6 protein-coding genes are annotated in these 11,994 nt (G+C 73.8%); 4 read left to right on the plus strand and 2 right to left on the minus strand.

All coding sequences use genetic code 11. The features are described from left to right. Positions 1 to 377: 377 nt before the first annotated feature. Entirely contained in the window at positions 378 to 1,442 is a 1,065-nt protein-coding gene (locus ACIA79_RS29175; protein WP_399431367.1) for a GNAT family N-acetyltransferase, read from the minus strand. 321 nt (positions 1,443 to 1,763) lie between these two features. Here ACIA79_RS29175 and ACIA79_RS29180 point away from each other — a divergent pair, with 321 nt between their 5' ends. Both ACIA79_RS29180 and ACIA79_RS29185 read left to right on the plus strand, forming a co-directional pair. Continuing rightward, positions 1,764 to 2,354, plus strand: a complete 591-nt coding sequence (locus ACIA79_RS29180) for a class I SAM-dependent methyltransferase (protein WP_399431368.1) — start codon at positions 1,764 to 1,766, stop codon at positions 2,352 to 2,354. A 1,022-nt stretch (positions 2,355 to 3,376) separates the two neighbouring features. Beyond that, positions 3,377 to 5,554: an ATP-binding protein gene (locus ACIA79_RS29185; RefSeq protein WP_399431369.1), complete on the plus strand. Its 2,178-nt coding sequence runs from the start codon at positions 3,377 to 3,379 to the stop codon at positions 5,552 to 5,554. Between the two features lie 123 nt (positions 5,555 to 5,677). Here ACIA79_RS29185 and ACIA79_RS29190 read toward each other — a convergent pair whose 3' ends face one another. Then, a complete protein-coding gene (locus tag ACIA79_RS29190) occupies positions 5,678 to 9,517 on the minus strand; it encodes a BTAD domain-containing putative transcriptional regulator (protein ID WP_399431370.1) in 3,840 nt (1,279 codons plus the stop codon). Between the two features lie 332 nt (positions 9,518 to 9,849). Here ACIA79_RS29190 and ACIA79_RS29195 point away from each other — a divergent pair, with 332 nt between their 5' ends. Then, entirely contained in the window at positions 9,850 to 10,554 is a 705-nt protein-coding gene (locus tag ACIA79_RS29195; protein ID WP_399431371.1) for a response regulator transcription factor, read from the plus strand. A gap of 244 nt (positions 10,555 to 10,798) precedes the next feature. Then, on the plus strand, positions 10,799 to 11,896 hold the full coding sequence (locus tag ACIA79_RS29200) for a phosphotransferase (RefSeq protein WP_399431372.1): 1,098 nt from the start codon (positions 10,799 to 10,801) through the stop codon (positions 11,894 to 11,896). Positions 11,897 to 11,994 lie beyond the last annotated feature (98 nt).

Below are 11,994 nucleotides of genomic sequence, written 5' to 3' on the forward strand. Positions count from 1 at the left end.
GGGGGGGGCGCGCGCGGGGGGGGGGGGGGCCGGGCGCGCCCCCCCCCCCCGCCCCCCCCGGCGGCGGGAGACCCGGCGGCCCGGAGCCCGCTCGCCTTGGCGGGAGGTCCCGGGCCCGGGTGGCCCCGGCGGGTCCCCGGCCGCGTGGCCACAGCGCATGTCCCCGGCCCGCGCGACTCCGGCGCGATGTCCCCGGCCCGGCCGTGTCCGGCCACCCTCCCCGGCCCGGCTCTCCCCCGTCGGCCGTGTCCGGGCCACCCTCCGCGGCCCGGCTCTCCCCCGTCGGCCGTCCGCGGAAGTCGCCGCCCGGCGCCCGGCGCCGTCGTGACGGGCCTCGTGTGCGCCGAGCGGGAGGGCAGATTCGCGCGGCGGGGCCGTCAGGCGCGCGGCAGCGCGTAGTGGACGTGCTCGTCGGTGGAACCGGTCTGCTGGAAGCCCGCGCGGGTGAGGACGGCGTGCGACGGGGCGTTGTCGTGGTCCACGGTGGCGCGCAGCAGCTTGAGCTCGGGATGGGCGAAGGCCCACGCTGCCAGGGCCCGCAGCGCCTCCGTGGCATACCCGTGGCCGCGCGCGGACTTCAGCAGGTCGTAGCCGATCTCGGCGCCGCCGTCGGGACCGGGGGCGCCGTGGAAGCCGATGCCCCCCACCGCGCGCCGGTCCGAGGTGCGCACGATCGCGTACGGGGCCCAGCCGGGCCGGTAGGTCCCCGCCTCGCGGGCCTTCACCACCATGCCGCCGGCGAACCGGGTGCCTTCCTCGGGGCCTCCCCCGGCCCAGGCGAAGCCACCGCTGCCGCCGCCGTGCAAATCGGCCGCGACCGCGGGCGACACCTCGCACAGGACGAGCCGCTCCGAGCGGATCGGTTCGGCGTACCAGCGCCAGGCTCCGAGGCGGGGCAGCCCGTCGAGCTCACCTCGGCCGGTGGCCCACAGCAGCGTCCGCCAGGGGTCGTTGCCGTGCGGCGCCTGGGGGAACAGCCGCTCCAGGGCCCGGGCGCACAGCCGGCCGGGCGCCTGCCAGTCGTCCACGCCCAGCGCGCCGACGATGTCGCGCGTGTGCACGAGCGCCTCGACCACACCCATGGCCGCGAAGCCGTCGCCGCCGGCGGCGCCGTAGGGGTGCCAGGCGCGTACGTCGGAGGGTGCTCTGTACACGGCGGCGGAGAGCAGACCGCCGAGGGCCTCCACGACACGGACCAGCCCCTCCGGCGTCGTGCCCTCCTGGGGAACGATCCCGAAGGGGACGTACCCCCCGTCCGTCGCACCGCCGGTCAACTGGGCGGCGTAGCCCGCGAAGTCGTCGGCGAGGTGGACGGCGGTGTCGTAGCAGCTCCATTCCAGCCCGGCCGCCGCGACGGACCAGTCCCGGTCCGCCACCGCGCGGAGCGCGGAGGCCGTGACGCGGACCGCTTCGTCGATGTCGTGTGCACCCATGATCGCCATGGCGACGACCCTAAGGGGTGTCTTCGCCAGGAGTCCGAAGAAGCGGACCGACGGCATCCAGGTGCCCCCTGTGACGGCCTGTCCGCACGGACCGGGGTGACGGCCCAGCTCCCGGAAGGCAGTGCCAGGGCGTGCCGTTCGCCGCGTAACACCTCCGGGACCGCATGGCCGTGGGGACGCGACGGAGCGGCGACCGTGACCGCGGCCGGCCGTACACTCGCGGAAGTGCCGTACCGGACGCGCGATGTCGGGCTGGGAGGTAGGAACGTGAGTCAGGCGCCAGGACCTGGAGGGGCTTCCGCCGCGGAGGTGTTCGACGCGGTGGGGGCACGCTACGAGGAGGTCTTCGCCGGTGTCCCGGGGCAGCTCGCGGCGGTCGACTGGGTCGCGCGGAGCCTGGCACCGGGAACCCGTGTGCTGGACGTCGGGAGCGGCACCGGCCGCCCCACCGCCGAGGCGCTGGTGGATGCCGGGTTCGACGTCACCGGGATCGACGTGTCGGCCGAGATGGTGCGGCTCGCCCGCGAGCGGGTGCCGGGCGCCCGTTTCGAGCAGGTGGACGTCCGGGACCACCACGCACCGCCGGGCGGATACGGCGCGGTGTGCGCGTTCTTCCCGCTGCTGATGATGGATCAGCCGGATATCGTGGAGTCGCTGGCGAGGATGGCCTCGTGGATCGCTCCGGGCGGGGTGTTCGCGATGGCGACCGTGCCCGGCGACATCCGGGGCGTCGACATCGTCTGGATGGGCCACGAGGTCACCGTCAGCAGCCTGTCCCCCGAGGATCACCTGCGCATCCTGCGGGAGGCGGGGCTGGAGGTGGTCCATCACCACACCGACGTGTACCGGCCGCACGGCCGGGAGGCGGAACCGGAGCCGCACTTCTACCTCCACGCCCGGCGCCCTGCCTGATCCGGCGCCGCACCGGCGCCGCACGACGGCCGGGGCGCGCACAGCAGTTGCCGGCGGCACTCGCGCCCCGGAGCCCGGAAAAGCGGCATGCCTCGACGTCGCTCCGGACAGGCCGCGGGTGTGACCTCCCGTACTGCATAAATGCGGTGACCCGGCCGCGGTGCGCCTGTTCCCGGCCGCGATTCCTTCTGGGGTTCGAGCGAGAGCAGCACGCATCACGTCGCGATCCACATGGGTTCCCTGTACGTCGATTCCCGCGACGGGGGAAAGGCACGGGCCGCGCGATCTTCGAGGAGTGGTTCACCGGTAGCTTTGCCGAAATGCATCTGCTGGGCGACCGCGAACAGAAAGCACTGGGCTACTACCACTACGCCTTCTAGGCACGCACGGAGCGCCGCACCTGCACGCGTCAGGCCTCCACCGACGGGCGTCCGCTCACTCGTCGGTCGAGCGTGTTCGGAGGCGTGAGGGCGGCCGGCGAGCATCGCGTGCGCGAAGGTCCTCGCGAGTAGTGCCCGCGTGGTTCGGGCACGGGATCGGCAGTGGTTTCCGCTTGGCCGATCGTGGGATGGTCTCGGGTCGGCGGCGGTCGTTAGCATCCGTGTGTGATGACGCCGTTACCCAGGCCCGGTCCGGTCCGGAGCGCCGCAGAGTTCGTCGCACTGCTCCGCACGGTGAAAGCCGTGTCCGGTCTGTCGTACCGGGCGTTGGAGCGCAGGGCACGAAGGGCGGGCGACCACCTGCCGGTGAGCACCCTGGCGAGCGTGCTCAACCGGGACTCACTGCCGAGTGAGGACATAGTGCTGGCGCTGGTCCGGGCGTGCGGCGGCGACCAGCTGTTGGTCGCGGAATGGGCCGGGGCCCGCAGCGCACTGGTACGGCGGGAGATCTCTGCGCCCGCGACGGACGGTCCTGGTCCCGGAAGCGCCCCACGGCTGCCGGGGGTCCTCACGGGAGACGGCCGGAAGGGCCAGGACGAGACGAACGGACGGCAGGTCGTGCCGTGCCTGCTCCCAGCGGACGTGTCCCTGTTCGTCGGTCGGGAGAACGACATGGCGGAGGCATGTCGGGCACTGACCGAGGAGCGCGCGGGGCCGGTGACCCTGCTGGTCACCGGCCCCGCCGGGGTGGGCAAGACGGCGTTCGCCGTGCACACGGGCCACGTGCTGGCCTCCCGCTTTCCGGACGGCCGGCTCTACGTGGACCTGCGGGGCTTCTCCGACGAGCCGGCCGACCCCTTCACCGTCCTGGGAGCCTTCCTGCGCGCCCTCGGAGTGAGTGGCGGCTCGGTCCCCCTCGAACCGACCGACCGGATCCACCTCTATCGCAGCTTGCTGGCCCAACGACGGATACTCGTCGTCCTCGACAACGCCGCCGACGCGCTGCAGGTGCGTGACCTCATGCCCAGCGGTCCGCACTGTGCCACCATCGTGACCAGTCGAACGACGTTGGGCGATGTGGCAGGCCGCCGGCTCCCCCTGGGAGTTCTCGACCCCCGTTCGGGACTGGTCCTGCTCCGCGAGATGCTCGGCCTGGACCGGACGTCCGCGGAGTCCGACTCGGCCCGGTCCATCGTGCAGACCTGCGGGGGTCTGCCCCTCGCGATCTGGGTGGCCGGCGCGCGGCTGGCCGCACGACCGCACTGGCCTCTCGCCAAGGTCGCCCACGCGCTCGCCGACGAACAGCGGAAGCTCGACGAGCTGGCCGTCGGCCACATCGCCGTACGGGCCAGCCTCGCACTGACCTACCAGGCAATGCCTCCGACGACTCGGCACGCGTTGTGCCTGCTCTCCCTGCTGCCCGGCTCCGATGTCGCTGCCTGGCCCCTGGCCGCGCTGCTCGACGTAGACCTGTCCGAAGCGGAGGGCCTGCTCGACGACCTTGTCGAGGTACACCTGGTGGAGATCAGATCGGTCGGAACCGGCGCGTTTCGCTACCAGCTGCACGACCTGGTGCGGCTGCTCGGACGGGAGCGGGTCGAGGAGGAGATGACACCCGAGCAGCGCGCGGCTGCCCTCACACGGCTCCTCGGTGCGAGCCTGCACCTCGCCGACCGTGCCGCCGACACCCTCAGCGTCGACTTTCTGGGCATCCCGCAGGCCGATCTGGCCCCGTGGCGGTTCTCCCCCGAGGACACGGGCCTGCTTCTCGCCGATCCGCTGGCCTGGTTCAACGACGAGCGAGAGTTCCTCATCGACGTGGCGGGTCAGGCACTCGCCCGGGATGTGGTCGCACCGGCGGTGGGGCTGGCCACCGCGCTCACGACACTCTTCCAGGTGGGCAGCTATTTCGATGACTGGGAGCGGTTGCAGAACTGGGCGCTGAAGGCCGCGTTGCACGTCGGCGATCGACGCAGCGCGGCGAAGGTTCACCGCTGTCTCGGCGAACTCACCACCATCCTCGACCGGTACGCGGAAGCGCTCGAACACTTCGAGCAGGCCCTGCTGCTTGCCGAAGGGCTGGGCCCGGCCTACCGGGCGAGTGCCGCGGCCGGACTGGCCTACGTGCACCGGCTGCTGGGCCACTACTCCTCGGCGGTCGGTCATTTCCAGCGCGCCGTCGAGCTGGCCCGGTCCGCCGCGAACGTCAACTGCGAGGTCTACGCGACCAACGGCATCGGTGTCATCGACCTCGAACAGGGACGCATCCAGGCTGCCATGGAGCGGTTCACGGAGTGTCTCGAAGCGAGCCGGGCCGCGGGATACCGGCCCGGAGAGGCCCAGGCCCTGCGCTGCCTGGGGCAGAGCCACCGCGCGCGGGGTGCCTTTCCGGCCGCCGCCGATTGCTTCCGACGCGCGGCCTCGATCAGCGACGCCCTTGGCGACAGGCTCGGCGCCACCCATGCGACCTGCTGGCTCGGGGACGTGCTGGTGCGCCAGGGGTCGCACGGGGCAGGGCGCCGACTGCTGGCCCGTAGCCTGTGGACGTACCGGGAATTCGGCAACCTCTGGGGGGAAGCGGCGACGCTGTACGCGCTCGCGGAGGCGCAACTCGCGGTCGGCCGTGCCGTGCCGGCCCGGCGGCGCGCCGAGGCCGCCGTCGGTCTGTGGCGAAAGATCGGTGCACGCACGTGGCTGGCTGTGGGCCTTGACACCCTGGCCAGAGCGCACGCTCTGGCCGGTGACCTCGAAGAGGCACGCCGGGTACGGGCCGACGCGGCCGCGGTTCGGCAGGTGTCGCCCGAGAGCGCGGGCGCATGATGCGGTGAGCGCACACACGGAACATCACTGCCCGGGTGTTCGGACGCTTTCCCCTGCGCGTGCGGCATACGGCAGCTCGGCTCCGGCGCCGGGGCCCAGCCCGGCGCCGGGTCGAGCGGTGCATCAACCGCCCTGTGGGCAGGGGTCCACCGTGACCGGCTCCGGCGGGAGGAGGTGGCGCATCAGGCGGGTGGAGGGCAGGCGCGGGAGCAGGTAGGCGTGTTCACCGCGCGCCGTGGTCTCCCGCAGCAGGCGGTGCAGGGCCGTCCCGGCCTCCGTCACCCGTCCCACGTGGTGCAGCGCGTCGGCGAGGAAGCCGAGGTGCAGCGGCAGGCGGATCAGCGTGCCCGACGCCTCCAGCCCGGACAGCGCCGACGTGAGCAGGGAGATGCCGGCATCCGGTTCACCGCTGTGGGCGACGGCCCAGCCCTCGCAGACGGAGAGCATGTGCGTCCAGTAGCGCAGCCCGTAGCGGTCGGCGACCTCACGCCCTTGTCCGCCCGAGCTGCGCGCCGTCGCGACGTCCCCCTCCAGGGCCGCCAGGACGGCGTCCACGTACAGCGCGAACGCCCGGTCGTTGGGGCGGCTGTCGTGGTGGGTGAGGGCGAGCAGTTCCGCGCGGCGTGCCGCGGCCGCGTCCTCGTCGCCCATCAGCCAGCGCGTGAAGGCGTCGTACGAGCGGCACGAGACCCTCGGGTCGTGCTGGAAGTAGCGCGCCACCCGGCGCCCGCCCTCGGTGCCCAGTGCGTCCGCCCGTTCGACGGCGTCCTCCAGTTCGGCGAGCGCTTCCGGCAGCCGGCCGCGGACGTGCAGGACGATGCCGCGGCCGTACCGCGCGCCGAGGTACGCGACGGGATCCTGCGGTGTCCCCGGCATGGCGCGCAGCCGGTCGGAGAAGCCGAGGGCGCCGTCGTACCGGCCCGTGACCAGGTTGGCCGTGCACAGCGACCACAGGACGGTGGGCTGGTCCGGGGCGCCGGTGACGGGGTTGAGCGCCCTGCTGCGGGTGAACGCCGCTTCGGCGTCGGAGTCGCCGTACCCCCGCGTGGTCGCGAGCATCTGGCCGAGCTGGACCTGTAGTTGCTGCTCCAGCAGCGGAGCGGTGTCGTCACCGGGCGGCAGCAGGCGTACGAGGTCGATGGCGCGCCGCAGCCACATCTCCGCCTGTTCGTAGGCGAGGCGCAGCTCGGCCTCCTCCCCGGCGCGGCACAGGGCGGGCAGCGCCTTGGCCGGCGACAGGACCCGCGAGCCCTCCCAGGCGTGGTGGGCGAGTTGCTCGACCCCGTCGTGGCGGCCGGCGGGCCGGGCCGCGAGTGCCTCCGCGATCCGGGCGTGCAGCTGCGCCCGCCGGCGGCGGCCGAGTTCGCCGTAGAGCGTCTCCCGGACCAGGGCGTGGGTGAAGTGCAGGCCGCCGCTCCCGGCCGGGTCCTCGGACAGCAACTGTGCGCGCAGGGCGGGTTCGAGGTGGTCGCAGACGGTCTCGTCGTGGCCGGAGACCTCCGTCAGCAGCCGCGGGTCGATCTCCGAGCCGATCACGGCGCACAGGCGCAACAGGTCCCTGGTGGCTTCCGGGAGGGCCGCGAACCGCTGCGTCAGCACCTCGCGCACGCCGGACGGCACGTGGGTGAACAGCCGCCGCACCGCGCGCGGATCGTGAAGCCGGGCGGGATCGCCCAGCAAGGACATGAGCTGGTTGACGAAGTACGGGTTGCCCTTGCTGCGCTCGTGCAGCCGCTGGACGGTCGCGCGGGAGACGCCCGGCCCGGACGCGGCGGAGACCAGGACGGACACCGCCTCCTCGGGCAGCCCGTCGAGCCTGATCGTGTCCGTGCGGGGACTCCACAGCGTCTCGCCGAGGGCTTCGCCGAGTTCGGGGTCGCTCTCGATCTCCCAGGTACGGGCCGTGATCACGATGCCGAGGCGCCTGCCGTTGAGCCGGCTGGTGAGCAGGCGCAGCAGCTGGAGGGAGGGGGCGTCCGCCCAGTGCAGGTCCTCCAGCATGAGCAGCAGCGGTGCGTCGTCGGCCAGCGAGAGGAGCGTCTCGCAGACGGCGTCGTAGGTACGGAAGCGGTCGGGCGCCACCTCCGGGCGGCGGTCGCGGTGCCGGTGCTCGTCCTGCGAGCTGTCCAGCAGCGGGGAAAGACCGTCGCCGAAACGCTTCCGCACAGCGGCGAACGCCTCCGGCCGGGACGCGTCCACCTGGCGGAGCACCTGCGTCCACAGCCAGTACGGTGGCGCCCCCGGGCCCGGGAAGCAGTATCCCCACACCGCTTCCACCCGGTCGTTGCGCACCCGCTGGGCGACCTCCGACAGGAGCCGGGACTTGCCGATGCCCGGCTCTCCCAGCACGGCAGCGAGACGGCCCTTGCCGCTCAGGAGGTCGGCCACGAGGATGCGCAGCGCCGCCAGCTCGCTCTCCCTGCCGACGAACGACCGCCGGTCCCGCGCGGGGTGCGGCTGCGGGGCGGGCGAAGCGGCGGTGCCGGCGGTGTGGGCGTTGTCGGCGTTGTGGGTTGCGTGGTCGGTGGTGTTGGTGTGGCGCGCGCCGGTGTGGTCCGTACTCGCCGATGGCGGGTGGCCCTCGGTGGCCCAGGGCGCGGCAGGTGGGAGAGTCGGTGCCGCCAGGGAAACTGGGACCCCCGGGGCTGCCGGAGCGACCGGAGCGGATGGGGCCGTCGGGGCTGTCGGGGTGGGCAGGACGGTCGGAGCGGCAGGGGCGGATGGGACCATCGGGGCCGTCGGAGCGGGCGGGGCCACCGGGGCCGTCGGAGCGGATGGGGCGGCTGCCTGCGGCGGCTGGGGCGGCCGAGCCGGGCCGGACCGGAGTGGGACCCGGCCCGTACGCGGTACGCGGCGCTCGCTGCCGGCGCCGAGTGCACCCGGCGCCGCGTCCGGGGCCACTCCGCCGGGTGCCGTCCCCGGTGCGGCCGGCGGGAGCACGGCCCGCGGCGGTGCCGTCGTCGGCTGTTCGCCCCGCGGGCCCCGTGCGGGCTCCCCGGACCCGGCCGGGCCTGACGTCCGGGCGGGGGCGGCGGGCGCCTGGGCGGTGTGGGCGGGCAACTCCTGGCGCAGGATGGCCCGGTGGAGCCGCTGCAGCTCCTCCCCTGCGTCCACGCCCAGCTCGCGGGCGAGCCAGTCGCGGGTCCGCGCGTACACGTGCAGCGCGTCGGCCTGGCGGCCGAGCCGGTACTGCGCCGTCATCACCTGCCCGGCGAGGCGTTCGCGTCCCGGGTGCGCGCGCACGTCCGCGTCGAGTTCGGCCACCGGTTCCAGGTCGCCGAGGATGAGGCAGGCGTCGGCCCACGTCTCGACCGCCGAGAGTCTGACCCGCGCCAGCCGTTCGCTCTCCTCCGCCAGCACGGGGTAGTCGACGAGCTCCTCGTAGGGGGTGCCGCGCCACATGCCCAGGGCGGTGCGGAGCAGGTCCCTGGCCTCGGCGTGCCGGTGGTCGCGGTGCAGCCTGCGCCCCTCGGCCACCGCGTGCTCGAAGCGGTAGACGTCCACCTCGTCCTTGGTCAGGTCCAGCACGTACCCGGCCGCCACGCGGTGGATCAGCCGGGCCCGGTCGCCCGGGGCGGGCCGTGGCGACAGAGCACGCCGGAGGTGGGAGATGTAACTGTGCAAGGAGGGCAGGGCCCGGTCCGGGAGCCGGTCGCCCCACAGTTCCTCCAGCAGTTGCTGGGCCGGTACGACGTGGCCGAGCCGCATGGCCAGGAGCGCCAGGAGCGCCCGGCGGCGCGGCGGTCCCAGTTCGATGCCCCGGTCGCCCGCGTCCGCCGCCATCGGCCCGAGCAGCCACAGACGGGGGCGGGACGCGATCTCGGGCACCTCGCGGTGCGGCGGGCCCGCGCTGCGGGCGCGTGCGCCGCCGCGTACCCGTCCGGCGCCCGCGGTGGGGCGGGGTTCCGGAATTCCGCAGGCGCCGGTTTCATGTGCGTCCCGCTCGCCACCGGGAATTGCCATCGGTCGTTCGCTTTCTCGTCCGCCCAGCCTCACGGCATTCGCACCGCGCCCCCCGCCGCACGCCGATCCTTGCACAGTCGGCAAGAAGGGGCCAAGCGCCTCTCAAGAACTCGTCAAGGATGGCGAAATGCCTTCGCTTCGCAGGTCGAGAATTCGACAAGGCGGTTGTGTCACGTTGGTCCGGCGCCGGCGGCCACGCATTCCGGAGGCCGTCGTGACATGCCCGTCGGGCGGCCGCGCACCCGCCCGGGCCGGAATATCCCACGCGTTCCCCGGGAGAAATGGAGTTTGATGTGAACACGTCGGCACGCGATTGTCCCGCAGCGGCCGTCATGCACAGCACCCCTGCGGATGCCCGTCCGGAGCGGGTGCCCGGCCGGCAGCGGGACGCACGGCGGCCCGACGGCGGGGCGCCGCTGCGCGTCGCCGTCCACGCCACCGACCACATCACCTACACCGGGCTGGCCCGCTACCTGGAGGGCGACCCCCGCGTGGTCGTGATGGGCCGCGACGGCGCGGAGGACGCGGATGTGACGGTGTTCACGGCCGACACGGTGAGCGGCGAGACCCTCCATGTGCTGCGCGGACTGTCGGCACGGCGCCGCACCGGCCCCTTCCTGGTGGTGGCCGGCACGCGCTGGAGGACGGACGTCGCCCTGGCCGTCGAGTGCGGTGTGCGCGCGGTGCTGTGGCGGCGGGACACCACGCCCGAGACCTTCGTACGAACGGTGCTCCGGCTGGGCGAGGGCGGGGGCTCGCTGCCCGCCGACCTCCAGGGCCGGCTGCTCGACCAGATCCAGCGCACCTGCCGCGATGTCCTCATTCCGCAGGGGCTCGCATCCGCCCGGCAACTCACCGTGCGTGAGGCGGACATATTGCGGCTCATCTCCGAGGGATGCGATCTGGCCGACATCGCCGAGAAATTGGCTTATTCAGAGCGAACCGTCAAGAACGTCCTGTACCGAATGATGGGGCGGCTGGAGTTGCGCAACCGCGCGCACGCCGTTTCCTACGCCATTCGGTCCGGGCTCATTTGAACGCGGGCGCGGGGTACGTACGGGCACGCCCAGGAGAACAACGGGCAGCGCAATTGCGGAACGCTGGCCCCGCACCGGACCCGCCCGCCACGCTTTCCCAGACGGCACCAGGACGTGCCGGCCCGCCCCGCGCCGCCCGGCTCGCGCCGCCCGGGTCGCGCCGGCACCGTCCGCCCCGCCCGCCCCCATCGCCGTACAGCGTCCGCTGCGCGTCGCTCCGCTCTCCATCACCGAAAGGAACCCGATGACCGTCGTCGCCCCGGCAGGAACCGAGGAGTGGGTACGCCAGGTCCTCGCCGCCCACTGGGGCAAGGCGTGGGCCGGGAGTGAGCTCCGCCCCCTGACCGTGGGAGGCGCGGCGCCGCTCACCCACACGGCAGGGCTCTGGCGCATCGCCGCACCCACCGGTCACCACGTCCTCAAGGTGCAGCTCAACAGCGACGCGGCACGGCCCGCTTCCTTCTACCCGCTCAAGGACCGTGTCATCGGGCACTGCCGCCGCCAGGGGGTGCCCGCCCTGCCCGTCGTACCGGCCGCCGACGGCAGCCCCAGCGTCCGCCACGGGAACCTCGTCTGTGAGATCTCGCCCTACTGCACCGGCACCGGGGCGAGCGGCAGCAGCCGGGCGGAGGCCGTCGCCATCGTGGAGGCCGGGCTGGACCTGCGGGAGGCCCTGGACACCTTGCCCCCGGACGTGGCGGGGGAACTCGCCTCCGTCCACCTTCCCCTGCTGGTGGACGAGGAGCACTGGCCGACCGCGCTGCGGGACGCCGAGCGGCGGCTGCTGCCGAAGGCCGAACGCGGTACGGACCGGTGGCACCGGGCCGCGGCCGGCGTGCTGCGTGCACTGCGCGCGGCAGCACCACTGTTGCGGCTGACCCTCGAGAGCGGTCACGGGGCGGCGGTCCGCGCGGCGGCCACCCGCCCGGCCGTCGTCCACGGTGACCTGCACCTCCACCACTTCCTCCTCGCCGAGCAGGGCGGACCCAGGGTGGTGGCCCTGCTCGACTTCGACAACCTCCACGTCGACGACCGGCTGCTGGACCTGGCGTGGGTGGCCGACACCGCGGTCCTCGCCTGCGGCGACGACGCCGCAGCGGCCCGTGACGTCATCGCCGGGTTCCTCGGCGCCGGGCGGCGCCGCGGACTGCTGCGCCCGGGGGACGAAGAGCTGCTGATGCCGGTGCTGATGGCGCACTCGCTGCCGGTCGTCGTGGACATCGCCAAGGACATCCTCGACCGCGCCATCCTCACCCCGCAGTGGCTCGCCTACTTCGAGCTTCTGTCCCCGAGGCGCAGGCTCGCCGTCCACGAGCTGCTCATCGGCGCGGCATCGCACTGACCCCCGGCCCCTCGCCCCCGCCCCGTACCCCTCGCACCCGACCCGCCACTCCGTACCCCTCGCAGCGGACCACCGGCCCCATACCCCTCGCACCCGAA

Origin of the sequence: Streptomyces sp. NPDC051310 (genome assembly GCF_044455245.1) — a bacterium.
Taxonomy (GTDB): domain Bacteria; phylum Actinomycetota; class Actinomycetes; order Streptomycetales; family Streptomycetaceae; genus Streptomyces.